This window comes from Tsukamurella ocularis, from assembly GCF_965138335.1.
Taxonomy (GTDB): Bacteria; Actinomycetota; Actinomycetes; order Mycobacteriales; family Mycobacteriaceae; genus Tsukamurella; species Tsukamurella ocularis_A.
Genome location: NZ_CBCSDV010000027.1, coordinates 20,045 through 43,170, shown reverse-complemented (window position 1 = coordinate 43,170; position 23,126 = coordinate 20,045). Strand labels below are relative to the sequence as shown.

General features: G+C 70.7%; 23 protein-coding genes. 15 read left to right on the top strand and 8 right to left on the bottom strand.

The features are described from left to right. A complete protein-coding gene (locus ACNAYW_RS19960; RefSeq protein ID WP_415851388.1) occupies positions 1–1,329 on the bottom strand; it encodes an MFS transporter in 1,329 nt (442 codons plus the stop codon). A 74-nt stretch (positions 1,330–1,403) separates the two neighbouring features. Between ACNAYW_RS19960 and ACNAYW_RS19955 the strand changes: the two genes are divergently transcribed. Further along, positions 1,404–2,033, top strand: coding sequence for a YqgE/AlgH family protein (locus tag ACNAYW_RS19955; protein WP_415851387.1), 630 nt, complete (start codon positions 1,404–1,406; stop codon positions 2,031–2,033). On the opposite strand, the gene ACNAYW_RS19950 is transcribed toward ACNAYW_RS19955, so the two are convergent. Beyond that, positions 2,026–2,517, bottom strand: coding sequence for a MarR family winged helix-turn-helix transcriptional regulator (locus ACNAYW_RS19950; protein ID WP_415851386.1), 492 nt, complete (start codon positions 2,515–2,517; stop codon positions 2,026–2,028). The genes ACNAYW_RS19955 and ACNAYW_RS19950 overlap by 8 nt on opposite strands. Positions 2,518–2,623: 106 nt before the next feature. On the opposite strand from ACNAYW_RS19950, the gene ACNAYW_RS19945 reads away from it, so the two are divergent. From ACNAYW_RS19945 to ACNAYW_RS19935, 3 genes are all read left to right on the top strand, one after another. Further along, complete coding sequence (locus ACNAYW_RS19945) at positions 2,624–3,031, top strand: hypothetical protein (RefSeq protein ID WP_415851385.1); 408 nt, start codon at positions 2,624–2,626, stop codon at positions 3,029–3,031. A gap of 203 nt (positions 3,032–3,234) precedes the next feature. Next, complete coding sequence (locus tag ACNAYW_RS19940; protein WP_415851384.1) at positions 3,235–3,564, top strand: hypothetical protein; 330 nt, start codon at positions 3,235–3,237, stop codon at positions 3,562–3,564. 34 nt (positions 3,565–3,598) lie between these two features. After that, positions 3,599–4,600 (top strand): ABC transporter substrate-binding protein, encoded by a 1,002-nt coding sequence (locus ACNAYW_RS19935; protein ID WP_415851383.1) that lies wholly within the window; start codon positions 3,599–3,601, stop codon positions 4,598–4,600. 116 nt (positions 4,601–4,716) lie between these two features. On the opposite strand, the gene ACNAYW_RS19930 is transcribed toward ACNAYW_RS19935, so the two are convergent. The 3 genes from ACNAYW_RS19930 to ACNAYW_RS19920 form a co-directional block, all read right to left on the bottom strand. Continuing rightward, positions 4,717–5,814, bottom strand: a complete 1,098-nt coding sequence (locus ACNAYW_RS19930) for an endonuclease NucS domain-containing protein (protein ID WP_415851382.1) — start codon at positions 5,812–5,814, stop codon at positions 4,717–4,719. Between the two features lie 65 nt (positions 5,815–5,879). After that, positions 5,880–6,869 (bottom strand): bile acid:sodium symporter family protein, encoded by a 990-nt coding sequence (locus ACNAYW_RS19925; RefSeq protein WP_415851381.1) that lies wholly within the window; start codon positions 6,867–6,869, stop codon positions 5,880–5,882. Between the two features lie 3 nt (positions 6,870–6,872). Then, positions 6,873–7,343, bottom strand: a complete 471-nt coding sequence (locus ACNAYW_RS19920) for an SdpI family protein (protein WP_415851380.1) — start codon at positions 7,341–7,343, stop codon at positions 6,873–6,875. Positions 7,344–7,425: 82 nt separating this feature from the next. On the opposite strand from ACNAYW_RS19920, the gene leuS reads away from it, so the two are divergent. Then, positions 7,426–10,275, top strand: coding sequence for a leucine--tRNA ligase (leuS, locus tag ACNAYW_RS19915; protein ID WP_415851379.1), 2,850 nt, complete (start codon positions 7,426–7,428; stop codon positions 10,273–10,275). A gap of 36 nt (positions 10,276–10,311) precedes the next feature. Then, complete coding sequence (locus tag ACNAYW_RS19910) at positions 10,312–10,947, top strand: maleylpyruvate isomerase family mycothiol-dependent enzyme (protein WP_415851404.1); 636 nt, start codon at positions 10,312–10,314, stop codon at positions 10,945–10,947. A 41-nt stretch (positions 10,948–10,988) separates the two neighbouring features. On the opposite strand, the gene ACNAYW_RS19905 is transcribed toward ACNAYW_RS19910, so the two are convergent. After that, positions 10,989–11,672: HNH endonuclease signature motif containing protein (locus ACNAYW_RS19905; RefSeq protein ID WP_415851378.1), on the bottom strand; the 684-nt coding region annotated here is incomplete at its 5' end. A 10-nt stretch (positions 11,673–11,682) separates the two neighbouring features. Further along, positions 11,683–12,629, bottom strand: a 947-nt coding sequence (locus ACNAYW_RS19900; protein WP_415851377.1) for a DUF222 domain-containing protein, incomplete at its 3' end; no start/stop codon positions are given. A 123-nt stretch (positions 12,630–12,752) separates the two neighbouring features. On the opposite strand from ACNAYW_RS19900, the gene ACNAYW_RS19895 reads away from it, so the two are divergent. Further along, positions 12,753–13,922: a winged helix DNA-binding domain-containing protein gene (locus ACNAYW_RS19895; protein WP_415851376.1), complete on the top strand. Its 1,170-nt coding sequence runs from the start codon at positions 12,753–12,755 to the stop codon at positions 13,920–13,922. A gap of 27 nt (positions 13,923–13,949) precedes the next feature. Here ACNAYW_RS19895 and ACNAYW_RS19890 read toward each other — a convergent pair whose 3' ends face one another. Further along, positions 13,950–14,612, bottom strand: a complete 663-nt coding sequence (locus ACNAYW_RS19890; RefSeq protein WP_415851375.1) for a TetR/AcrR family transcriptional regulator — start codon at positions 14,610–14,612, stop codon at positions 13,950–13,952. A gap of 127 nt (positions 14,613–14,739) precedes the next feature. On the opposite strand from ACNAYW_RS19890, the gene ACNAYW_RS19885 reads away from it, so the two are divergent. From ACNAYW_RS19885 to ACNAYW_RS19850, 8 genes are read left to right on the top strand one after another with little or no spacing between them, the layout of a single operon-like run. Beyond that, positions 14,740–15,540 (top strand): enoyl-CoA hydratase-related protein, encoded by an 801-nt coding sequence (locus ACNAYW_RS19885; protein ID WP_415851374.1) that lies wholly within the window; start codon positions 14,740–14,742, stop codon positions 15,538–15,540. 23 nt (positions 15,541–15,563) lie between these two features. After that, positions 15,564–16,712 (top strand): acyl-CoA dehydrogenase family protein, encoded by a 1,149-nt coding sequence (locus tag ACNAYW_RS19880; protein WP_415851373.1) that lies wholly within the window; start codon positions 15,564–15,566, stop codon positions 16,710–16,712. A 26-nt stretch (positions 16,713–16,738) separates the two neighbouring features. Next, positions 16,739–17,479 (top strand): SDR family NAD(P)-dependent oxidoreductase, encoded by a 741-nt coding sequence (locus ACNAYW_RS19875; RefSeq protein ID WP_415851372.1) that lies wholly within the window; start codon positions 16,739–16,741, stop codon positions 17,477–17,479. A 7-nt stretch (positions 17,480–17,486) separates the two neighbouring features. Then, positions 17,487–19,103, top strand: a complete 1,617-nt coding sequence (locus ACNAYW_RS19870) for an AMP-binding protein (RefSeq protein ID WP_415851371.1) — start codon at positions 17,487–17,489, stop codon at positions 19,101–19,103. Continuing rightward, positions 19,100–20,302 (top strand): 3-oxoadipyl-CoA thiolase, encoded by a 1,203-nt coding sequence (gene pcaF, locus ACNAYW_RS19865; protein ID WP_415851370.1) that lies wholly within the window; start codon positions 19,100–19,102, stop codon positions 20,300–20,302. Before ACNAYW_RS19870 ends, pcaF begins: the two co-directional genes overlap by 4 nt. Continuing rightward, positions 20,299–21,078, top strand: a complete 780-nt coding sequence (locus ACNAYW_RS19860) for an enoyl-CoA hydratase/isomerase family protein (RefSeq protein ID WP_415851369.1) — start codon at positions 20,299–20,301, stop codon at positions 21,076–21,078. The genes pcaF and ACNAYW_RS19860 overlap by 4 nt, the downstream gene beginning before the upstream one ends. Further along, positions 21,075–21,965 (top strand): 3-hydroxyacyl-CoA dehydrogenase family protein, encoded by an 891-nt coding sequence (locus tag ACNAYW_RS19855; protein WP_415851368.1) that lies wholly within the window; start codon positions 21,075–21,077, stop codon positions 21,963–21,965. The genes ACNAYW_RS19860 and ACNAYW_RS19855 overlap by 4 nt, the downstream gene beginning before the upstream one ends. Continuing rightward, positions 21,965–23,116, top strand: a complete 1,152-nt coding sequence (locus tag ACNAYW_RS19850) for an acyl-CoA dehydrogenase family protein (RefSeq protein ID WP_415851367.1) — start codon at positions 21,965–21,967, stop codon at positions 23,114–23,116. Before ACNAYW_RS19855 ends, ACNAYW_RS19850 begins: the two co-directional genes overlap by 1 nt. Positions 23,117–23,126: the final 10 nt, after the last annotated feature.

Sequence of the window (23,126 nt, the reverse complement as noted above, 5' to 3'; positions counted from 1 at the left end):
TCAATTGGACGCGCCAGCGGCCTCCGTGGTTCCCGTGCGGCGGTACAGGACGATGACCACGCCGACGGCGACCGCGTAGAGGAGGGCGCCGAACCCGGCGAGGGGGCGGCAGACACCGTCGAACGGCACCACCGCGGCGGCGAAGGCGACCGCGCCCACGAAGGTCACGTTGAACAGGGCGTCCTGGAAGGCGAACACCTGGCCGCGGCGCTCGTCGGGGACGTCGAGCTGCATGGCCGCGTCGCCCGAGAGCTTGACCACCTGGCCGGTGAGGCCGAGGATCGCGGCGGCCGCGACCAGCACGCCGAAGTTCAGGGTGAGCACACTCAGCTGCGTCAGGCACGCCGCGACGAGCGCCGCGACCACGGTGTTACGGCGGCCCCACCGGGCCACCGCCACGGGGGTGAGCACCGCGGCGACGAACATGCCTACGGCGGTCGCGCCCGCCACCGAACCGAAGCCGGCCAGGCCCAGCGTCCCGTCGGTGAAGTGGTGCCGGGTGAGCAGCAGCAGCATCAGGGTGTTGAACCCGAAGACGGTGCGATGGGCCCCCATGCCGGTGAGGGCGGCCGTCACCGAGGGGGCGCGCCATGCGGCGAGGGCGCCGTGCGCGAGTCCCGCGGCCACGTCGCCGAGTGCGGTCGCGGGCTTCTCGTGCTTGCCCGTGACGTCGTGGTCGGGGCCGAGCACGCCCGCCGGGAAGCGGGTGGAGAGCAGGGCGCCGAGCACCGCGACGAGCACGGCGACGGCGAGGACCCCGGCGCCGCCGACGTCGTCGGAGCCGAAAACCGCCCGCAGCCCGACGGCCGTGCTGGCACCCACGGCGGTCGCGCCGGCCCCCATCGTGGTGGTCAGGGAGTTGATCGCGACGAGCTGCGGCCGGTCGACGACGTGCGGCAGCGCGGCGGACAGCCCGGACGCCACGAACCGGCCCGCCCCGCCGACCGCCAGCGCGACGACGAAGATCGCCGTCTCCCCCGCGCCCGACGCGAGGACCCCCGCGCACGCCGCGATGAGCAGCGCACGGACGAGATTGGCGACGATGAAGACTCGGCGCCGGTCCCAGCGGTCGAGCAGGGCGCCGGCGAAGGGGCCGATCACCGAGTAGGGCAGCAGGAGAACGGCGAGGCCCGTGGCGATCGCGGCGGGCGAGGCGTTGCGTTCGGGGTTGAACACGATGGCAGTGCCGAGCCCGGCCTGGAACAGGCCCTCCGCGAACTGGCTCAGGAGTCGCACGCCGAGCAGGCGGAGCAGGTCGGGCAGGTCGCGGAAGGTCCGCCACGCGGGTTTCGCAGCGGCGGCTGGGGCGTCCGCTCCGCTGGTCGTCACGCGCTACAGCGTATCGGCGTGAAGGCTTCCGCGTCGGCGGACCCGGATGGTGGTCCGCGTGCCATGATGGGTGGGTGGGTCCCGATCGTTCGAATGAGCCGGCGCAGGGTGGCGCGTCCTCCGGCGAGCCCGCGGACGCGGGCTACGAGGTGTCGTCCGGCACGTTGCTGGTGGCCTCACCCGAGCTGATCGAGCCGACGTTCTCGCGCACGGTCGTGTACCTGATCGAGCACAACGAGTCGGGCAGCCTGGGCGTCGTCCTCAACCGGCCCAGCGAGTCCGCGGTGCACGGAGTCCTCCCCCGGTGGCACGACCTCGCGGCCAAGCCGAAGGCCGTGTTCGTCGGTGGCCCCGTGAACCAGTCCGCGGCGCTGTGTCTCGGCGTGGTGAAGGCGGGCGTGGACGCGAGCGGCATTCGCGGCCTGCAGCCCGTCGCCGGCCGGGTGGTGCTGGTGGATCTGGACTCGGACGTGGAGATGATGGACGAGCTGCTCGACGGCGTCCGCGTCTTCGCGGGGTACAGCGGCTGGGGCATGGGTCAGCTCGACGACGAGCTCGAGCGCGACGACTGGATCCCCTGCGGCTCGCTGCACACCGACGTCCTCGTGCCCGCGCGCGTGGACCTGTGGGGCAGGGTGCTGCGCCGTCAGGGCCTGCCGACCGCGCTGCTGGCGACGCATCCGGTGGACGTCTCCGTCAACTGACTCCGTGGTCGCCGCGCCCTTTCTGCGACTCGATGATCCGCCACAGCGCCGAGCGGCACACCTCCACGTCCGGCCCGAGCAGGCGCCCCCACTCCTCATCCAGCGCGATCGACGTGTCGAGCATCGCCCTGGTGAGTTCCTCGCCCTCGGGCGTCAGGGTCAGGATCCGCGCGCGCCGGTCGGTCTCGTCGACGGTGCGCGCCACGAATCCCCAGGAGACGAGCTCGTCGACGGTGGGCGCGACGGTCTGTTTGGTCGTTCCGAGCTCGGCGGCCACGTCGACGATCCGGACGGGCCGCGCGTCGATCAGCGCGAGTACCCGCATGTGACCGGTGCGCAGCCCCGGCTCGTATCGGCGCACCTGGTCGAGGAGCAGGTCGGCGACGATGACGCCGACGCGACGCGCGAGGAGGTGGATGCGCGCGTTCGGCCCGGGATCGATGATCGCGAGCGAATCGGTGGAGGTGGACGTGCCCCTGGACATGATGGTCAGGGTAACCGGACGAATGTCGGACGGGTCACTCCGATGTGCGTGACAACGAGTGTTGTCTTACGATAGTCAGGCAATACTGACTACAAGGAGCGACGAGATGCCCGTCGTCACACGCGCACCCGGCGGACACCCTCGGAGCCGGTTCCTGCTCGGCGTGTTCCTGGCGGTGACCGCATTCGTGCACCTGGCGCGGATCGGCTCGATCCCCGGTGCCGAGGCCGACGCCTCGTGCGCGGGTCTCGCCATCGTCTACACGGTTCTCGTGATCGTGGTGCTGCTCGGTGAGCGGTGGGGATATCTCGCCGCGGCCGCCTTCCCGCTGATCGGGCTCCTGCTCGGCGACTATCGGTCGTTCGCCTACTTCGACGATCCGATCGACGCGATGGATCCGGTGGTCGAACTCCTCGTCGTCCCGATCGCCGTGTACGTGCTCCGGTCGACCGCGAGGGTCGAGCTCCAGGATCGGTGCGGGCTGCGACCCGGTCCCGTCGACCGCCCCGGGTGAGTCGGCGCCCGCGTGCCCCGCCGAGTGCGCGTCCGCCGGCACCGGGCCTCGGTCGCACTGCGACCCCGATGATCTCGCGCTGCGCTCGCCCGGCGTGACAGCAGGTGTTGTCGTAACATTCTTTCGACAACGGGGGTCCAGGAAAGGGAACGCGGCGGATGGTAGACGTCGATCGGCCACGTCCGGCTGTTCACCTCGCGCGGATGACGCTCGGAGCGCTCCTCGCGATCGTCACGTTCTCCCACGTGATGCAGGCGCTGGAGTCGTCGGCGCCGACCACCGTGGCGGGGGCCGTCGGCGCGGTGGTGACGTACGCCGCGATCACCGTGCTCGTGCTCGCCGGCCGGCGGCTGGGGTACACCGCGGCCGTGGTGCTCCCCCTCCTCTCGTTCTTCTACAGCGACCACCGGCTGGTCGGCCCGCCCGCGCGACCGATCGAGATCCTGTACTTCGGCCTGTACGCCGCGATCGTCCCGCTGGGCGCGTACCTCTGGTACGCGTCGGGCGCCGCCTCCGCGAGGGACATTAATTAGGCTAGTCTTACCTTCCTGACGATCAGGAGGGTTCATGAGGCGGATCAACAGGGCACTCGTCGCCACCGCAGCGGTGGTCGCGCTGGTCACGACGGGCTGCGGCGGACCGTCGTCCGACGGCGCCGGCGCGGCGTCGGCGACGGTGACGATCGCGCAGGTCAACGGTGTGACCGAGTTCCCGGTCGGCCCGCGTCGGATCGTCGCCACCGGCTACTCGCTCGACAACCTGCTGGCCCTGGGCGTGAAGCCGGTCGCCGTGGTGGAGGGCGGGCTGCCCCTGCCCGCACCGTGGCACGGCGCGAAGCTCGACGGCGTCCCGATCATCAAGTCCCCTGATAAGAAGTCGATGCCGGTCGAGGAGATCGCCAAGTACCGCCCCGAGCTCTTCGCCGGCGACAACTACGTCGTCGACCAGCCCACGTTCGAGCGGCTGTCGTCGATCACGAAGGTGCTGGGCGGCATCGAGGAGAACGGCTCCAGCGCGGCGTGGGACGTGCAGCTCAAGGCCCTCGGCCGGATCCTCGGACAGGAGGATGCGGTGAACCGGGTCCTGGCGGACGACGAAGCGCGGTTCGCGGCGGTCCGGGCGCGGCATCCGGGGCTGCAGGGCAAGTCGGCGGTCCTCGCGCAGTACCTCGCGGCGGCGAGCACCTTCAACTTCGTCTCGTCCGCCGCCGACCCGACGAACACGATGTTCGCCGAGTTGGGAATGACCCTCCCGAGGGCGATCAAGGACAACCCGCGCTTCGCCACCGGCTCCGGTCAGCAGGGCGGCCGCACGCCGGTCTCGCTGGAGCTGCTCCCCCAGATCGCCGCGAACCTGATGGTGATCTACCCGAACGGCGCCACCGCGGCCGACCTGGCACGACTGCCCGGTTACGCGGGCCTGCCGCAGGTGACGTCGGGTGCGACCCGGGTGGTCGACCTGCAGACCGTCATCGCGCTGAACCAGCCCACGTCGCTGAGCCGTGAGTGGATCCTGCCGCAGCTCGAGCCGCTCTTCGTGAACGCCGCGGGGCAGCGGGCGGTCGCCTGATGCGGCCGGGTCGCCGACCCGTCCGGTGTCCGTAGCGACGTGGCGATCGACATCGTCGGCGCGGCCGACGGATCGGTCGTGGTCCTGCCGGCCGTCCCGTCCTGACCGGCTCCGGCTCAGTCCAGTCCGAAACGGCTGGAGACCTCGGTGATCGTGTACTCGTTCCGTAGCTTGCAGGCGGAGTTCTGGTTCGCGAAGAAGCCTTGTTTCCACACGGCCTCGGCGCGGGGCACCGCCTGAATCCACCGCACGGGAACCACCCACTCCCGCTGATCCTGCGCGTCGTCGGTGCTCGGGTAGACGTAGGTGCCCCGCAGCGGCAGCGAGGACAGCGGCACCGACGACCCCGCGTGCTCGACCACGGCGTCCTCGAACGGCTGGGCCGCGGCGAGCACCTCACCGACGCCGACGTAGCCCGACTTGGGGATGTGGGTGAACACCCGGGCGCCCACGGGCAGCTGCCGCAGCGTGCGGGAGAACCACTCGCCGCCACCGGCCGAGACGAATCCGTGGGTGCGCGCGTCGTCCCAGCTGCGTCCGCCGGGTTCCTCCCCGAAGCTCACGTACCAGTCGTGCCCGTTCCATACGGCCTGCTTCTTGGCCGACGATGCCGCACCGCTGCGCGTGGCCGTGACGCCGGCATCGTCGATCAACCAGGTGCGCGCGAGGTACTCCCGGTCGCCATCGGCGAAGTAGTCGAGCAGCAGCACGTTGATCGGCACCTGGTAGCCGCCGGAGAGATAGCCGACGAGCCGTTCGGTGGCATCGTCCATGTCGCTCGCGACCACGATCAGCTGGTGCCGGCTGTTCAGGTCGTCGGGGGCGCCGTCGCCGAAGACGTCCGCGAAGGCCTCGTCGAAGGAGGCCGCGCCGCCGGTACGACGCTGGTAGTCGTCGAATATCGCGCGGACCTCGGGGTTCTCCAGATCCTGGACCCAGGAGGCGTAGTCGAGCACCTGCGCGACCACGTCCCGGGGCGTGCGGTCGCGCTTGAGCTCGATCACCACCACATCACCGTCGGCGTTGACGCCGAGCAGATCGATGAACTTCCCGTACTTGGTGGGAACCTGGCGTCCGATGAGGAGGATCGGCTGGCCGAGCACGTCGGTCTGCGTCTCGATGATGTCCTCGAGGCGGGATTCGAGCGCCAGCTTCGTGGGTTGGACTCGTCGCGGCTCGCCGTCGATCCGCCACATCGCGATCTTCGTCCCCACTGACCCCACCCCGATCGTCGGTTGCCTCTCGGCAGCGTACGCGGAGCAGAAGCGCGCCGCGTCGATCAGGCCGCGACGGTCTCGGACTCGAGTTCGCGCCCGTACTTCGCGGCCAGCCACGCGCACATCATGAGCTGGAGCTGGTGGAAGATCATCAGCGGCAGCACGAGGAGGCCGACGGGCTGCCCGGCGAACAGGACCGCCGCCATCGGCAGGCCCGTGGCCATGGACTTCTTGGTGCCGCAGAACTGAACGGCGATCATGTCGGCCCGGTCGAAGCCGAGCTTCTCCGCGGTGGTCCGGGTGAGCCACAACATGACGAGCACGAGGACGACGGACAGCACGATGAGTTGCACCACGCCGACCCAGGAGACCTGGCTCCAGATGTGCTCGCGCATGCCGGCGGAGAACGCCGCGTAGACCACCAGCACGATCGACCCGCGGTCCACGTACTTGAGGGTCGCCGCGTGCTTCGTCACGAACTCCCCCACCCAGGGCCGCAGCAGCTGCCCGAGGAGGAAGGGCAGCAGCAGCTGCAGGCACAGGTCGATGATCGAGCTGCTGTGGAACTGGACCTCGCCGGTGGTCGCCATCAGCGCCAGCACCAGCAGCGGCGTGATGAAGACGCCGAGCAGGTTGGAGACCGAGGCGCTGACGATCGCGCCCGGCACGTTGCCGCCCGCGATCGACGTGAAGGCGATCGACGACTGCACCGTGGAGGGCAGCAGCGTCAGGAACAGCACGCCCGCGTACAGCTCGGGCCGCAGCAGCACCTCCGGCGCGAACCGCAGCAGCACCCCGATGACGGGGAAGACCACGAAGGTGAAGCCCAGGATCACCACGTGCAGGCGCCAGTGCTTGAGCCCGGCGAGCGCCTCCATCGGGTGGATCCGTGCCCCGTACAGGAAGAACAGCACGGCGATCGCGACGGTGACGGCACCGTCGACCACCGGGACCGCCCGGCCCTCCGCGGGGAGGATCGCGGCGAGGCCGACGGCCGCGAAGATCGCGAGGATGAAGCCGTCGATGGAGAGCTTGCCGAGAAGTGTCCGCATCGGCTAGGCGGGGCGCGCCTCGTGGTCGCACATGCCCTTGAGGGCACACGCGCCGCACCCGCCGGTCACGCCGCAGTCCGCCGCCGGGTCGTCCGACGGTGCCTCGTCGGCGCTGCAGCACGTGGCCTCGGGCATCTGCAGGCGCGCCTGGATGGAGGCCGCGCGGGCGCCCTGCAGGGCGCCGAAACCGGCCAGGAACAGGCCCGCGACCACGGCGACGCCGAGCGCCACGTAGGACCACGGGGCGTCCATCGCGAGGCCGATGAGGGCGCCGCCGCCGAAGATGACGCCCGCGGCCACCAGGCCGGGACCGGCGACGCGATTCGCGGTGCGCCAGAGCAGCGGATCGGAGAGGGTCTGTTCGGTGCGGACCCCCACGACACCGTTCTCCGGGAGGCGGCCGGCGAGCCCGGCGCCGCCCACGACGACGGCCGCCACGGCGGCCAGGGCGAGGATCACAACCAGCACGAACACGATCTCCAGTTTAGAGACCCGCGCAAATCGCCCCCGCCGAGGTGTTTGCGGGGCCGACCAGGGCCGTCATTAAGCTGGTGGGGTGACGCAGAACGTTGAACAGAGTCCCTCGGCCGGCCCCGCCCACCGGTACACGGCCGAGCTCGCGGGCGCGATCGAGCAGCGGTGGCGCGATCAGTGGCGCGACGGTGGCGTCTTCAACGCCCCGAATCCCGTCGGCCCGCTCCGGGGCGAGGGCGCTCTCCCCGCCGAGAAGCTGTTCATCCTGGACATGTTCCCGTACCCGTCGGGTGCGGGCCTGCACGTCGGCCACCCCCTGGGTTTCATCGCGACGGACGTCTTCGGCCGCTACCACCGGATGAACGGCGCCAACGTCCTGCACACGATGGGCTTTGACGCCTTCGGCCTGCCGGCCGAGCAGTACGCGGTGCAGACCGGTACGCACCCGCGGGTGACCACCGAGAAGAACATCGAGCGGTACCTCGAGCAGATCGCCACGTTGGGGCTGGCGCACGACGAGCGCCGCCGCATCTCGACCACGGATCCCGAGTTCTACCACTGGACGCAGTGGATCTTCCTGCAGATCTACAACGCCTGGTATGACACCGCCCAGGACCGCGCTCGCCCCATCGCCGAGTTGGAGGCCGAGTTCGCCTCCGGTGCCCGCGCCCTCGACGACGGCCGGGACTGGTCGAGCCTGACGGTGCGCGAGCGCGCCGCCGTGCTCGACGAGCATCGCCTGGTACGGGAGAGCAACTCGCTGGTGAACTGGTGCCCCGGATTGGGCACCGTGCTCGCCAACGAGGAGGTCACCGCCGACGGTCGCAGCGAGCGCGGCAACTTCCCGGTCTACCGCAAGCAGCTGCGGCAGTGGATGATGCGGATCACGGCGTACTCGGACCGCCTCATCGACGACCTGGACGCGCTGGACTGGCCCGAGAAGGTCAAGTCCATGCAGCGCAACTGGATCGGCCGCAGCCGCGGTGCGCGCGTCGCGTTCACGGCCGCGGGCGAGCGCATCGAGGTCTTCACGACCCGCCCCGACACCCTGTTCGGCGCGACGTACATGGTGCTCTCCCCCGAGCACCCGCTGGTGGACCGGCTCACCGCCGACGCGTGGCCGGCGGGCACCGACGAGCGCTGGACCGGCGGCGCCGCCTCCCCCGCCGAGGCCGTCGCCGCGTACCGCGCGTCGATCGCCGCCAAGTCCGATCTGGAGCGCCAGGAGGGCAAGGAGAAGACGGGCGTCTTCCTCGGGACCACGGCCGCCAATCCGGTGAACGGCGAGCAGGTGCCGGTGTTCATCGGCGACTACGTCCTCATGGGCTACGGCACCGGCGCCATCATGGCGGTTCCCGGCCACGACGTGCGCGACCACGAGTTCGCGACGAAGTTCGGCCTGCCGATCGTCGAGGTGATCGGCAGCGAGACCGGCGTGATGGACGAGGCGTACACGGGCGAGGGGCCCGCGGTGAACTCCGCGAACGGCGACCTGGACATCAACGGCCTCGGAGTCACGGAGGCGAAGGCCGCCGTCATCGCCCACCTGGAGAAGACCGGCGGGGGTGAGGGCACCGTGCAGTACAAGCTGCGCGACTGGCTGTTCGCGCGCCAGCGGTACTGGGGCGAGCCCTTCCCCATCGTCTTCGACGCCGACGGCACCCCGCACGCCCTACCGGAATCGCAGCTGCCCGTGCTGCTTCCGGAGGTCAAGGACTACGCCCCGGTGGCCTTCGATCCCGAGGACTCGGACTCGCAGCCCTCTCCCCCGCTGGCCAAGGCCGCGGAGTGGATGCGGGTCGAGCTCGATCTGGGCGACGGGCTCAAGGACTACACCCGCGACGCGAACGTCATGCCGAACTGGGCCGGTAGCTCCTGGTACCAGTTGCGCTACATCGATCCGACGAACACGGAGGCCTTCTGCGCCAAGGAGAACGAGGCGTACTGGACCGGGCCGCGACCCGAGCTGCACGGACCACGTGACCCGGGCGGCGTCGACCTGTACGTGGGCGGCGTCGAGCACGCGGTGCTGCACCTGCTGTACTCCCGGTTCTGGCACAAGGTGCTCTTCGACCTGGGCTACGTGACCTCCCGCGAGCCGTACCGGAAGCTGTTCAACCAGGGCATGATCCAGGCCTTCGCCTACACCGATTCCCGGGGCGTGTACGTGCCCGCCGAGGACGTGGTGGAGCGCGACGGGAAGTACTTCCTCGGCGAGCAGGAGGTGAACCGCGAGTACGGCAAGATGGGCAAGTCGCTGAAGAACTCGGTCGCTCCGGACGACATCGCCCGCGAGTACGGCGCCGACACCCTGCGCGTCTACGAGATGTCCATGGGCCCCCTGGATCAGGACCGCGCCTGGGCCACCAAGGACGTCGTGGGTGCGCAGCGCTTCCTGCAGCGTGCGTGGCGCGCCGTGATCGATGAGGAGACCGGATCCGTCCGCGTCACCGACGAGACGCCGACCGATGAGTCGATGCGGGTGCTGCACAAGACGATCGCCGGTGTCCGCGAGGATTACGCGGAGATGCGCGACAACACCGCCATCGCCAAGCTGATCGAGCTGACCAACCACCTCACCAAGGCGTACCCCGGCGGCGCGCCGCGGGCACTGGCGGAGCCGCTCGTGCTGATGCTGGCGCCCGTCGCCCCGCACATCGCGGAGGAGCTGTGGAGCCGGCTGGGCCACGCCACCTCGCTCGCGCACGGCCCCTTCCCGGTCGCGGAGGGGCAGTGGTTGGTCCAGGACACGATCGAGATCCCGGTGCAGGTGAAGGGCAAGGTGCGATCGCGGATCACCGTGGGCGCCGACGCCTCCGACGAGGCCCTCGAGGCCGCCGCCCTCGCGGACCCGAAGATCGCCGAGCTGCTCGACGGTGCTCCGCGCAAGGTGATCGTCGTCTCCGGCAAGCTCGTCAACATCGTCCCGTAAGAGGAGAGGCGCCGCACGCGGGGAGGAGCGATCGTGATCGGATCAGTCGCGGACCTGGCGACCGAGGAGCGGCGCAGCCTGCTCGAGCTGGTGGAGGGCTTCACCGCGGAGCAGTGGCTGGCGCCGACCCTCTGTGCGGGCTGGAGCGTGCGTGACGTGGTGCTGCACCACATCAGCTACGACCTACTGACCGGCAGGGAAACGCTGCAGCGCATGGTGTCCGGGCGCGCGAACCCGGGGACTTCCTCCAACGACGCGCGACTCGCTGAGCTGTCCGGAATGACCACGACGGACGTCGTCGCCGCCCTGCGCGAGCACGTCCGTCCCACGGGGCTCACTTCGGGATTCGGATCTCGGATCTCCCTGCTGGACGGCATGATCCACCAGCAGGACATCCGCCGTCCGCTGGGGCTGCCGCGAACCATCCCCGGGGATCGGATCCGGCCGGCGCTGAACTTCGCCCTGTGGGCGCCGCCCGTGCGCGGCGCGGTTCGGGGCAGGGGAGTGCGCCTCGTCGCCGACGACCTCGACTGGTCCTTCGGCCGCGGCCCCGAGGTTCGGGGCACGGCGGAGGCGCTCCTCCTCGCTATGGGTGGGCGCACCGTCGTTCTCGACGAACTGAGCGGGCCCGGGCGGGATCGCCTGGCGCGCAACCTCGGCGCGCTCCCGTGATGTAGCGGGAGCCCGCCCGCGCCACGCGGCGCGGATCCGCGCTACGCGGCGGCGTGCAGCCGACCCCGCGCTTCGCGCGCGGGCCACGGCGGATCCTCGCGCCAGTGGTTGTCGGCGTCGTGTTGGGAGAGCAGGTCCTCGAGCATCGGCGGGCCGTGGGGCCCGTCGAGCATCGCGGCGATGTCGTCGTGGATCGTGCCCACGAAGTCGCGGTAGAGGGCGCGCTCGTCCTGTGCGCGCCAGGTGTCGGCGTACTGCTGATGTCGTTGCCGGTGGTGCTCCTGGGCCAGGCGGTAGAGCTCCTGTGCGTGGTGCGTGTGGTTCACGCGGTACTCGCCGGTGGGGTCTCCCGTGCGGCGCCACCCGGTACGCCCCGCGTAGTCATCGGTCTCGGGCAGCACGATCGTCTCGAAGCCGCGGCGAACCTCGTCGCCGGAGGGAACCACCTTGCCGTGGTGCGCATCGCACGCCAGGGTGAGCACGGAGATATCGGTCCGTCCGCCATCCCGCCACTCCGTGATGTGGTGCACCTGACAGCGGGTGGCCGGGGCGTCGCAACGCGGCGCGCTGCAACCCTTCTCGGACCCGTACAGCGCGATCCGCTGGTCCGCGGACGCGAGGCGCCGCTCCCTGCCGAGGTACAGCGGCCGCGCCGCGAGATCCAGGAGGAGAACGTACTTGGGATTGGCGCCCATCATCCGCAGGGCGTCCTCGACGGGGAGNCGNCCNCCGGNNGCGGTGGTCGCGATCCCCGTCTCGGACTCGAGCTGATCGATGGTGAGTGTGATGATCGGGACGCACGGCAGCCCGCGGTGCTGCCCGAGAGCACCCGACTCGATCGCCGTCCGCAGTGCGGCGACCACTGCGTCGTGGTTGCGTTGCGGGGCGCTCCGCCGGTCCCGCTTCGCCGCCTCGGCGACGGCCTCGGCGTCGTCGATGTCGACGGGGTGCTCGGCGTCCGCCGGGTTGTTCACGCCCGGCCGGGCGAGCTTCTCCAGCACCGTGTCCAGGAGCGCGCGGGCCTCGGGCGAGAGCACCCCGCCCAGCGCGGACGTGAGATCGTCGGCCTGCTTGCCGACGGTCAGCTCGCGCGTGCGGGCGACGTCCTCGGCGGAGGGTTCGGCACCGTCGGGATCGAGGAGCTCGTACGCGCGCCGGCCGAGCATCGCGATGTCCTCCGGGGTGCAGCCGCCCACGGCGGCGGCGACCAGCATGTCCTCCAGGTCGTGCAGATCGGGATGGGAGAGCTTGGGGGAGCAGGCGTCGAAGGCCTTCTCGATCGCCTGGGCGTGCCGCTCGGACAGCTCGCCCGCACGCTGGGCGCCGGCGACGAGCGGTAGGCGAGGCTCGGGGGAGTACCCGCGTTCCTGCCGCGGCGCGCGGGACCGGGCGCCGCGGATCCGGTCCCGAGCCTCGACGCCGGCCAGGGACAGCTGATCGACCAGAAGCTCCTTGGCGCCCGTGTAACCGAGCTGCGCGGGAAGGTCCTGTTCGACGGCCACCTCGGCGAGCCAGTGCTGGCTACTGGGGACGGTGCGGGCGGCGCGCTCGAGGCGCCGCAGACTGCCGAGCACTTCCTGCGAGGACAGCATGACAGGGTTCATCGAGGCCAGGCGGTCGGCCGCCTGTTCGAAGGAGGTCAGTGCATCGAGATACTCAGCCGCAGTGCTGGAACCGACCATGATCCGCCCCCCTTCGCTACTGCAAGCCTACGCTGATGTACGAAGAGGCGCAAGATGATCGAACAAGCTTCCGACGGGCCGACGATGCCCTAGCCTGGAGGTCTCGGGAGAGGGGAGCGCCGGATGCGCCTGATCGACGATGCGGAGCGTCGCGCCCGCGTGGCGCGCCGCCACGCCCTCGCCCCGCCGTACCGGACCCACTCCGTGCTCGACGCGGTGCGCGCCGTCGGCGTCCTGCACGCCACGGAACCGGCGACGCCGTACCTATCGGTGCACGCGCGGATGCACGACTTCGCCCGTGACGCCTACGAGCGCCAGCTGTGGGAGGAGCGGTCGCTCGTCAAGCAACTCGCCATGCGCCGCACCATGTTCGTCTTCCCGCGCGAGCTGTACGGCGCGGCGCTGAGCGGACCGTCGGATCGCGTCGCGGCCCAGGAACACGCGAAGATCGCCAAGGACGCGGTCCGCGGCGGGATCGCGGACGACGGCGGATCCTGGCTCGCACAGGCGCGGTTCGCGGTGCTCGACGCCCTCCGCGGCCGTGAGCTCAGCGCCGTCCGGCTCCGCGAGCAGCTACCGGAGCTCGACGGCAAGGTGATGATGTCCGAGGGCAAGAAGTACGGCGGCGAGATGCACCTGGCGCCACGTGTTCTGACCTGGCTCGGCGCGGCGGGCGAGCTGGTGCGGGCCCACAACGAGAGCCACTGGCGGGTGAACCGGAACCTATGGGCCCGCGCCGACGAGTGGCTGGCCGCGCCCGCCGCGCGCACCGCTCCCGGAGAGGCGTACGCCGTGCTGGTGCGCGAGTACCTGCGCGCCTTCGGCCCGGCCACGGAGACCGACGTCGTGTGGTGGTTCGGCGCCACCAAGACGACGATCCGTGCCGCCCTCGCCGAGATCGGCGCGGTACAGGTGCGATTGGAGCGCGAGGCGACCGGATGGGTGCTGCCCGACGACGTGGATCCCGTGGCGCCGGTGGAGCCCTGGGCCGCACTCCTGCCCGCGCTCGACCCCACGCCGATGGGCTGGAAGGAGCGCGCCTTCTACCTCGACCCCGCCTTCGCGACCGCGATCTACGACGCCGCGGGCAACGCCGGGACCACCGCGTGGTGGGACGGCCGGATCATCGGGGCCTACCGGCAGGAGGACGACGGCACCGTCGTCCTGGTGCTACCGCCCGGCACACCTCGCGCTGCGCGCAAGGCCCTCGGCACGGAAGCCGCGCGGCTGCAGGAGTGGCTGGCGGGGGAGCGGGTGAACTCGCTCTACAAGTCCCCGATCACGTTGTCCTGACGAGACGTTCGCGGAGCCACGACGGGATCAGTCGACGAGGTCGGCGTAGTCGGGCAGGTGGGCGGGTGCCAACACGGACCGCAGGGTCAGCGACAGCTGGGCGCGGACGTACTCTCCGAGATCCATGGTCCGCTCGAAGTACCAGTGCTTGAGCGCCCACGCATGCGCGAGCAGGAGCAGGTTGTAGGCCACGAGATCCGGGTCGGGAGTGGAGAACAGCCCCGCGTCCACCCCGTCCCGGAGGATCAGGCGGAGCGGCTCGGTGGTCTCGACCTCGAGGCGCTTGATCCGGTCTCGGCCCTCGGCGCTGAGCGCATTGCTCTCCCGGTACGTGAGGACGGCCGCGTGCCGGTGCTTGTCGATCACGCGGCAGTACGCGTCGAACGCCGCGGCGAGCCGGCGGACCGGATCGTCCCCCGCGGTCGAGACGGCGGCGGGAACGGCGTCCGCGAAGGCGTCGAGGACCGCGACGATGACCGCGAGCAGTACCTCGTCCTTGCCGCCGAAATACCGGTAGATGAGGCCCACGCTGACCCCCGCCTCGGCGGCCAGGGCCTGCATGGAGACCGATTCCGATCCGCTGCGCTCCATGAGCCGGGCGGCCGCCTCCAGGATCTGGCGGGAGCGTAGGGCGGCGCTCGCCTCGCGCGCCGCGGCCTCCACAGACAGCAGTTCCGACTCGGTGCTCACGACGGTCTCCTTCCGCTTCACGCCGGTTCCAGCCTAAGCCTCCGACCGGTCACCCCTTGACGGGCCACGCGAAATGAATATAGATTCAGCCGCAGTGAATGAAGATTCAATCGAGCCGGAGGGCATCATGAGCAGCAGCTTCGAAGACATCTCCTACGTGGTCGAGGGGGCGGCGGGAGTGATCACCATCAACCGCCCCGACCGCTACAACGCGTTCCGGTCGAGGACCATCGACGAGCTGATCTCCGCGTTCAACGCCGCCTGGTCCGACGAGCGCGTGCGGGCGGTGATCCTCACCGGGGCGGGGGAGAAGGCCTTCTGCACCGGCGGCGACGTCAAGCAGCGCGCCGAGACCGGTGACTACGGGCCGTCGGAGCTGGGGCGGTTCCGGGTGGGGGATCTGCACAAGCTGATGCGCGACATCCCGAAGCCCGTGATCGCCGCGGTCAACGGCGTCGCCGTCGGCGGGGGCCACGTGCTCCAGGTGCTCGCAGACGTTTCGATAGCGAGCGAGACCGCGCGGTTCGGCCAGGCCGGACCCCGCGTGGGCTCCTTCGACGCCGGCTTCGGCTCCGCCTATCTCGCCCGCGTCGTCGGCGAGAAGAAGGCGCGGGAGATCTGGTTCTGGTGCCGCCTCTACGACGCACAGCAGGCCCTCGACATGGGCCTGATCAACAAGGTCGTGCCGGCAGCGGAGCTGCTCGACGAGGCCAGGGCGTGGGCGGAGGAGGTCGCCGCGCTGAGCCCCACAGCGATCCGGTTCCTGAAGCAGTCCTTCAACGCCGACACGGACCACCAGGCCGGGTTCTCGAACATGGCGATGACCGCCCTCGACATCTTCGGCGTCTCCGCGGAGGGCATGGAGGGCGCCACCGCCTTCGCCGAGAAGCGCGCTCCCGACTTCGCCCCGCACGTCAACTGGCACTGAGCCACCACCGGAGGACGATCGCCATGCACTACGGATTCGACGACGACGAACAGGTCTTCCGCGCGGAGATCGCGCGGTGGGCCGAGAAGATCCTCGCCCCGCACTACCAGGGCGACGATCGCGCCGCCGCGCTGCGCCGCACGCAGGTGAGCGATATGGCAGCGATGGGCATGACCGGGCTGCGGATCCCCGAGGAGTACGGCGGCCAGGACGCGTCCGCCGTCATCGCCGGCATCGCCGCCGAGGAAGTGGGCCGCGCCGATTTCAACGCCGGCTACCTCCTCATCAACACCGCTCTGATCAGCGACATCCTGGTGCGGAACTGCACGGAGGAGCAGAAGCGGCAGTGGCTTCCGGGCATCGCCTCCGGCGAGACCGTCCCGGCCATCATGATCACCGAACCCGAGCACGGCACCGACGCCGCGGCGCTCGGTCTTCGGGCGACGCCGGACGGCGAGGGCGGCTGGAGCCTCGACGGGGAGAAGACCTCCATCACCCTCGGGATGGCCGCCGACCGTGCCGTCGTGCTCGCCCGCACCGGAGGACCCGGCGCCCGCGGGGTGAGCGCCTTCTGGGTCGACATATCCGCCCCGGGCATCCGGCGCACGCCGTTCGACGATCTCGGCAGTCGGGCCATCGGGCGCGCATCGATCTTCTTCGACGGCGTCCGCGTCGGCAGCGGCGACCTGATCGGGGCGGAGGGCGACGGATTCGTCTCCGTCATGCAGGGTTTCGACTACTCCCGGGCCATCATCGGCCTCCTCTGCCTCGGTGCCGCGCAGCAGTCCCTCGACGAGGCCGTTCAGTGGTCCCGCGACCGGCAGGCGTTCGGCGGTCCCATCGGCAGGTTCCAGGGCGTTTCCTTCCCCCTGGCGGAGGCGACGACCTACGTCACCGGCGCCCGCCACGTCTGCTACGAGGCGCTGTGGCGCAAGGACAACGGGCTCGAGCACTCGTCCGAGGCGGCGATGGCGAAGTTCTGGGCGCCGAAGCTCTCCGTGGACGTGATCCACCAGTGTCTGTTGACCCTGGGCCACGTCGGCTACTCCACCGAGCACAAGGTCGGACAACGCCTCCGCGACGTCATCGGGCTCGAGATCGGTGACGGCACCGCCCAGGTGTCCAAGCTGGTCATCTCCAGGCACCTCCTCGGCCGAAGCTTCGCGCCGTAACCCCCACGAGAAGAAGGACTTCCATCATGAGCAGACTCGCAGGAAAGGTCGCACTCGTCACGGGCGCGGGCCAGGGCATCGGGGCGGCGATCGCGCGCCGACTCGCCGACGACGGTGCCGTCGTCGCGGTCACCGACGTCGACGGAACGACCGCACGCGGCACGGCCGCCGAGATCGGCCGGGGCGCCGTCGGCATCGAGCTCGACGTCACCGACCGGGCCTCGGTCGATGCCGCTGTCGACCGCGTCGTCGCCGAACTCGGCCCCATCGACGTCCTGGTCAACAACGCCGGCTGGGACAAGGCGGAACCCTTCGTCGAGTCGGAGCCGGAGACCTGGCAGCGCGTCGTCGCGATCAACCTGTACGGCGTGCTCAACACCTCCAAGAAGGTGCTCCCGCTGATGGCCGCGCGGGGCGCCGGCACGGTGGTCAACCTGGGCTCGGACGCCGGCCGGGTCGGCTCGTCGGGAGAGGCGGTCTACGCCGCGGCGAAGGGCGGCGTGATCGCCTTCACCAAGTCCGTCGCGCGCGAGATGGCGCGGAGCCGGGTCACCGTGAACTGCGTCTGTCCCGGCCCGACGGACACCGCGCTGTTCGCCTCCATGGGCGGCGAGAAGCTGCGGGATGCGCTCCAGAAGGCCATTCCGCTCCGACGCCTCGGGCAGCCCGAGGACCTGGCCCACGCCGTCGCCTTCCTCGCGTCCGACGAGGCCTCCTTCATCACCGGCCAGACCGTCAGCGTCAGCGGCGGCCTCACGATGAGTTGAGACGACGATGACCTACGACACCGTGCTCACCCCGGAGCAGATCGCCGAGTACGAATCGGCTGGCTTCTGGAGCGGTGAGGTGATCACCGACCACCTCGACCGCTACGCGACCGCGACGCCGGACCGCCTCGCCTTCGTGGACGCGCGCCGGGAGATCACTTACGGCGCCCTGCGCGCCGAGGTGGACCGCTGCGCAGCGGGCCTCCTCGAACTCGGCGTGCGGCCGGGCGACGTGGTCTCGTTCCAACTGCCCAACTGGATCGAGTGGATCGTGGTGCACTTCGCCGCCACGCGGATCGGCGCCGTGAGCAATCCTCTGATCCCGATCTACCGCGAGCGCGAGATCGGCTTCATGGTCGCGCTCGCCGCGTCGAAGGTGGTGGTGATCCCTCGAACCTTCCGCGATTTCGACTACCCCGCCATGTACGACCGCTTGGCCGATCGCCTGCCCTCGGTCGAGCACGTGCTGGTCGTCGGGGGCAGTTACGACGAGTTCGTCGGGACGCCCTGGGAGGAGCGCCGGCCCGCGGGCGAGCTCGCTGCGCTCCGGCCCGATCCCAACGACGTCTCGCTGCTGATCTTCACCTCCGGCACGACGGGGGAGCCCAAGGGCGTCATGCACACTCACAACACGCTCGTCGCCGCGAACAACCCGCTGCCGGCGCGACTCGGCATCACGGCCGACACCCGCTTCCACATCGCGTCGACCCTCGCGCACCTCACGGGCTTCCTGTACGGAGCACGGCTGGGCGTGCAGAACGGCGCGGCCTGCGTGCTCCAGGACGTCTGGGACCGGGACGAGTTCGTGCGGCTCGTGGAGCGGCACCGGATCTCCTACACCTCGGGCGCGACACCGTTCCTCCACGATCTCATCGGCGCGCCCGCGCTGGACGGTGCGGACGTCTCCAGTTTGTCCCTGTTCTGCTGCATGGGTGCGCCGATCCCGCGCGCCATCGTCGCCGAGGCCGCGGCGAAGCTGCCGGCGCTGACCGTCCTCGGCGGCTGGGGACAGACGGAGAACGCGCTGGTCACGCTCGGGGTGCCGGGCGACCCGGTCGACAAGATCGCCGGCACCGACGGCTACCCGTGGCCGGGTATGGAGATCCGTACCGTCGACGGCGAGAACCGGCCGACCGCGCCCGGCGTGGAGGGCCGGCTGCACGTCCGCGGTCCCTCGCTCTTCGTCGGCTACCTGCATCGCCTCGAGGAGACGCGGGCGCAGTTCGCGCCGGGAGGCTGGTTCGACACGGGCGACCTCGCCGTGATCGACGACGCGGGCTACGTCCGCATCTCGGGCCGCACCAAGGACGTGATCATCCGGGGCGGCGAGAACATCCCCGTCGCCTTCGTCGAGAACGCCCTCTACGAGAACCCCAAGATCCGTTCCGTCGCACTGGTCGGCGTGGCGGACGACCGGCTCCAGGAACGGGCGTGCGCGTGCATCGTGCTCGAACCGCCCGAGAACTCGTTCGACCTCGCCGAGATGCGGGCACACCTCGCCGCCTCCGGCGTCGCGAAGCAGTACTGGCCGGAGCGCATCGAGATCCTCGCGGAGCTGCCGACGACGCCGAGTGGCAAGATCCAGAAGTTCCGACTGCGGGAACTGATCGAGGCCGCGCAATGAGCGCCGTCTACCTGGTCGACGGAACCAGGACCCCGATCGGAAGGTACGCAGGTGCACTCGCGGACGTCCGACCGGACGACCTCGCTGCGCACGTACTTCGCGCGCTCATCGACCGCCACCCGGACCTCGACCGGGAGCGCATCGACGACGTCCTTCTCGGGTGCGCGAACCAGGCCGGGGAGGACAACCGGAACGTGGCCCGGATGGCGGCACTCCTCGCCGGCCTTCCCGTGGAGGTTCCCGGCGGCACCGTGAACCGGCTGTGCGGCTCGGGTCTCGATGCGGTGGCACAGGGCGCGCGGATGATCCGCACCGGTGACGCGGACCTTGTGCTCGCCGGCGGCGTGGAATCCATGACCCGCGCGCCGTTCGTGCTGCCCAAGTCCACGGCGGCGTGGGGCCGGACGAACGAGGTGCACGACACCACCATCGGCTGGCGTTTCGTGAACCCCGCCATGCGTGCCGCCTACGGCGTGGACGCGATGGCGGAGACCGCGCAGAACCTGGCCACCGAACGCGGAATCGATCGAGCCGCACAGGACGCGTACGCCCTCCGCTCGCAGCAGCGCGCGGCCGCGGCGATCGACAGCGGACGCCTCGCCCGCGAGATCACTGCCATCCGAGTACCGCGGCCGCGGGCCGACCCGGCGATCGTCGACCGGGACGAGCACCCCCGCGCCACCACTGCGGACAGGCTCGCGGCACTGCGCCCGATCACCGGCGCGGACGGCAGCATCACCGCCGGCAACGCCTCCGGCGTCAACGACGGTGCCGCGGCGGTTCTGCTCGCCTCCGAGCGGGCGGTCCGCCGATACGCGCTGGAGCCCCTCGCGCGGGTCAGTGGCGCCGCGGTCGCCGGGGTGCCGCCTCGGACCATGGGTATCGGGCCCGTACCCGCCACGCGGAAGCTCCTCGGCCGTCACGACATCCGGCTCGCCGACGTGGACGTGATCGAGGTGAACGAGGCGTTCGCCGCGCAGGTCCTCGCCGTCCTCCGCGAGCTCGGACTTCCGGACGACGCCGACCACGTCAACCCCCATGGCGGCGGCATCGCCCTCGGGCACCCGCTGGGCGCCAGCGGCGCCCGGCTCGCGCTGACCGCCGCCCTCGAACTGGCCGACCGCGGAGTCCGTCACGGCCTCGCGACGATGTGCATCGGCGTCGGACAGGGAATCTCGATGCTCCTGGAGGCGGCATGACCGACGACACGACAGTGCAGGTCCGGATCGAGGGCGGCATCGCCGTGCTCACGCTGAACCGACCCGACGTGCACAACGCCATCAACGCGCAGGTCCAGACGGCGCTGCGGGCGGCGCTGGACGCGGTCCGCGGCGACCCCGAGGCCGGAGCGGTGATCATCACCGGCGCAGGGGACTCGGCGTTCGCCGCCGGCGCCGACATCGGGCAGCTCCGCGACTACGACATGGGTACCGGCCTCACTGCCGCGATGCAGGACCTGTACGACGTGGTCGAGCGCTTCGACAAGCCCACCATCGCGGCGGTCAACGGCTACGCGCTCGGCGGCGGCTGCGAACTAGCCATGGCCTGCGACATCAGGATAGCTTCCGACAGAGCACGATTCGGCCTACCCGAGACGACCCTGTCCGTCCTCCCCGGGGCCGGCGGCACGCAGCGCCTCGCCCGGTTGATCGGCGTGGGCCGCGCGCTCGAGATGATTCTCACGGGGCGCGCCGTCCGGGCCGACGAGGCCCTGACCGCGGGCCTGGTCACGGCCGTCGTCCCGCCCGCCGAGCTGCTCGATCACGCGCGCTCGGTGGCCGCACGGATCCTGGCCAAGGGGCCCGTCGCCACCCGCCTCGCGAAGCTCGTCGTGCGCTCGGGCGCGAACGCGGACCAGGGCACGGGGCAGGTCATCGAGCGGCTCGCGCAGGCGCTGCTCTACACCACGGACGACAAACGGGAGGGCGCCGCGGCGTTCCTCGACAAGCGCGACCCGAGCTGGAGCGGGCGATGAACGGCGCGGGCATCCGCCGGATCCTGGTGGCGGGAGCCGGTTCCATGGGCTCCCAGATCGCGCTGGTATGCGCGCTCGCCGGATGCGAGGTCGTGCTCCACGACCTGCGTCGGGACGCGCTCGACGGTGCGCTCGACGCTCTCCGCGCGCGGACCGACCGCCAGGTCGCCGCGGGGCGGCGCGATGGGGCGGAGACCGCTGCCGCCTACGACCGGATCACCACGACGACCGCTCCGACCGGGGACGGCGTCGACCTGGTGATCGAGGCCGTGGTGGAACGGCTGGCGGTGAAGCGCGCCCTGTTCGCCGAGCTCGACGCCATCTGCCCGGCGGATACGATCCTGGCCAGTAACTCGTCCAGCTTCCTCCCGTCGTCGATGGCGTCCGCCGTCGCGCACCCGGAGCGGTTCCTCAACCTGCACTTCTTCAACCCGGCGCTCGTCATGAAGGCCGTGGAGGTGGTCCGCGGCCCGGCCACCGCGGACGCGACGGTCGCCGCCGCGGTCGCCTTCGTCGAGCGGATCGGCAAGTCGCCGATCGTCTTGGACCGGGAGATCAACGGTTTCGTGGCCAACCGGCTTCTCGGATCCGTGCGCGACGAGGCGATCGCGCTGCTCGAGGGCGGGTACGCCGACATCGAGGCGATCGACACCGCGGCGCGCACCGCGCTGGGTTACCCGATGGGGCCGTTCGAACTCATGGATCTCACCGGTATCGACATCGGTTTTCACACGAAGCAGGCGCGGTACGAGGCCACCGGCGACCCCGCCGACCGCCCGTCCCGCACCGTCTCGCGCCTCGTGGCGGCGGGCCGGTTGGGGCGCAAGACCGGGCGCGGCTTCTACCTCTACGACGAGGCCGGCAACACCACTGGAAAGGGCATCTGATGGACTTCACGCTCACCCCGGAACAATCGGCGTTCAAGGCCGCGGCCCGCGACTTCCTGGACAAGGAGGTGGTACCCCACCGCGCGGCCTGGGACCGCCGCGAGGCGGTCGACACCGACCTCCTTCCCAAGCTCGGCGAGCTGGGCTTCTTCGGACTCACCATCCCCGAGGAGTACGGCGGGCTCGGCGGCGACTACATCACGTACTGCCTCGGGATGGAGGAACTGGGCCGGGCCGATTCGTCGGTGCGCGGCATCGTTTCGGTGTCGATGGGGCTGTTCGGGAAGATCGTCCTCGCGCACGGCACCGAGGAACAGAAGCGGCGATGGCTGCCGGGGATCGCGGCGGGCACCTCGCTCGGCTGCTTCGCGCTGACCGAGCCGGACAACGGCTCCGACCCGTCGAACCTGAAGACCCGCGCCGTCCGTGACGGAACCGACTGGCTGCTAACGGGTTCCAAGATCTTCATCACCAACGGCACCTGGGCGGATGTGGCGGTCGTGTTCGCCCGCACAGGGGGCGACGGGGCCCGCGGTGTCTCGGCGTTCCTGGTCCCCACGGATGCACCGGGCTTCGAGCGCCGCGAGATCCACGGAAAGCTGGGGCTCCGGGGCCAGGCGACCGCGGAGCTGAGCTTCGACCGGGTGCGGGTGCCCGCCGACGCGCTCGTCGGCTCCGAGGGGCAGGGCTTCTCGATCGCGATGCAGTCCCTCGACAAGGGCAGGGTCTCGGTCGGGGCCGGGTGCACCGGAATCATCCAGGGATGCCTGGATGCGATGGTCTCCTACACCACGGAGCGCCGGCAGTTCGGCCGCCCGCTGGCGGGCTTCCAGCTGATCCAGGACATGATCGCCGAGGTCTCCGTCGACGCCGACTGCGCGCGCCTGCTCACCTGGCGGGCTGCGGACCTGATCGAACGGGGCGCGCCGGTCGCGGTCGCGGCGTCGAAGGCGAAGCTGTTCGCCTCGGAACAGGCCGTGAAGGCGGCGAACCTGGCGATCCAGGCCTTCGGCGGCTACGGGTACATCGACGAGTACCCCGTGCAGAAGTACATGCGCGACGCCCGCGTCATGACGCTCTATGAGGGCACCACCCAGATCCAGAAGCTCCTCATCGGGCGCGCGGAGACCGGCGTCTCCGCCTTCGTGTGATGACCCGACC

What these genes read in the sequence shown, in the direction of transcription:
- ACNAYW_RS19950 (WP_415851386.1), bottom strand. Translation starts at nt 2,517, where the DNA reads ATGTCCAGGGGCACGTCCACCTCCACCGATTCGCTCGCGATCATCGAT.
- ACNAYW_RS19945 (WP_415851385.1), top strand. Translation starts at nt 2,624, where the DNA reads ATGCCCGTCGTCACACGCGCACCCGGCGGACACCCTCGGAGCCGGTTC.
- ACNAYW_RS19940 (WP_415851384.1), top strand. Translation starts at nt 3,235, where the DNA reads ATGACGCTCGGAGCGCTCCTCGCGATCGTCACGTTCTCCCACGTGATG.
- ACNAYW_RS19935 (WP_415851383.1), top strand. Translation starts at nt 3,599, where the DNA reads ATGAGGCGGATCAACAGGGCACTCGTCGCCACCGCAGCGGTGGTCGCG.
- ACNAYW_RS19925 (WP_415851381.1), bottom strand. Translation starts at nt 6,869, where the DNA reads ATGCGGACACTTCTCGGCAAGCTCTCCATCGACGGCTTCATCCTCGCG.
- ACNAYW_RS19895 (WP_415851376.1), top strand. Translation starts at nt 12,753, where the DNA reads ATGCGCCTGATCGACGATGCGGAGCGTCGCGCCCGCGTGGCGCGCCGC.
- ACNAYW_RS19885 (WP_415851374.1), top strand. Translation starts at nt 14,740, where the DNA reads ATGAGCAGCAGCTTCGAAGACATCTCCTACGTGGTCGAGGGGGCGGCG.
- ACNAYW_RS19880 (WP_415851373.1), top strand. Translation starts at nt 15,564, where the DNA reads ATGCACTACGGATTCGACGACGACGAACAGGTCTTCCGCGCGGAGATC.
- ACNAYW_RS19875 (WP_415851372.1), top strand. Translation starts at nt 16,739, where the DNA reads ATGAGCAGACTCGCAGGAAAGGTCGCACTCGTCACGGGCGCGGGCCAG.
- ACNAYW_RS19870 (WP_415851371.1), top strand. Translation starts at nt 17,487, where the DNA reads ATGACCTACGACACCGTGCTCACCCCGGAGCAGATCGCCGAGTACGAA.
- pcaF (WP_415851370.1), top strand. Translation starts at nt 19,100, where the DNA reads ATGAGCGCCGTCTACCTGGTCGACGGAACCAGGACCCCGATCGGAAGG.
- ACNAYW_RS19860 (WP_415851369.1), top strand. Translation starts at nt 20,299, where the DNA reads ATGACCGACGACACGACAGTGCAGGTCCGGATCGAGGGCGGCATCGCC.
- ACNAYW_RS19855 (WP_415851368.1), top strand. Translation starts at nt 21,075, where the DNA reads ATGAACGGCGCGGGCATCCGCCGGATCCTGGTGGCGGGAGCCGGTTCC.
- ACNAYW_RS19850 (WP_415851367.1), top strand. Translation starts at nt 21,965, where the DNA reads ATGGACTTCACGCTCACCCCGGAACAATCGGCGTTCAAGGCCGCGGCC.